The 276-nt window shown below is 64.9% G+C and carries 1 protein-coding gene; it reads left to right on the top strand.

All coding sequences use genetic code 11. The features are described from left to right. Positions 1 to 57 precede the first annotated feature (57 nt). A partial coding sequence (locus tag SB658_RS23675) for a hypothetical protein (RefSeq protein ID WP_410602747.1) occupies positions 58 to 276 on the top strand: 219 nt, incomplete at its 3' end.

Genomic DNA, 276 nt, shown 5'->3' on the forward strand with positions numbered 1-276 from the left:
CTGCGGCAGATCGGAACAGTCTGTCGCTGCGCTTGCCGAAGGGCAGAGCGAAGCCGCTTGAGCCGCGCCGTGTCGCTGAACTTCACCGCGATGCGCTTCCATGGGGCCGCGATGGCGCGCATCCTTCGGCGCGTATGCATGTGTCTCGTCGGGCTGGCTATTTTCGCCGCTGCGCAATCGGCGGCGGTCGCGCAGCCGTTTGGGAGTTCCTCTTCTGCGCAAACGGCTGGCGCTTTCCCTCAGAAAATCACCGTAGGCGTGCTCGCGGACAACTGG

The organism is Bacillus sp. SIMBA_008 (assembly GCF_046535495.1).
In the GTDB taxonomy this organism is placed as follows: Bacteria; Bacillota; Bacilli; order Bacillales; family Bacillaceae; genus Bacillus; species Bacillus subtilis.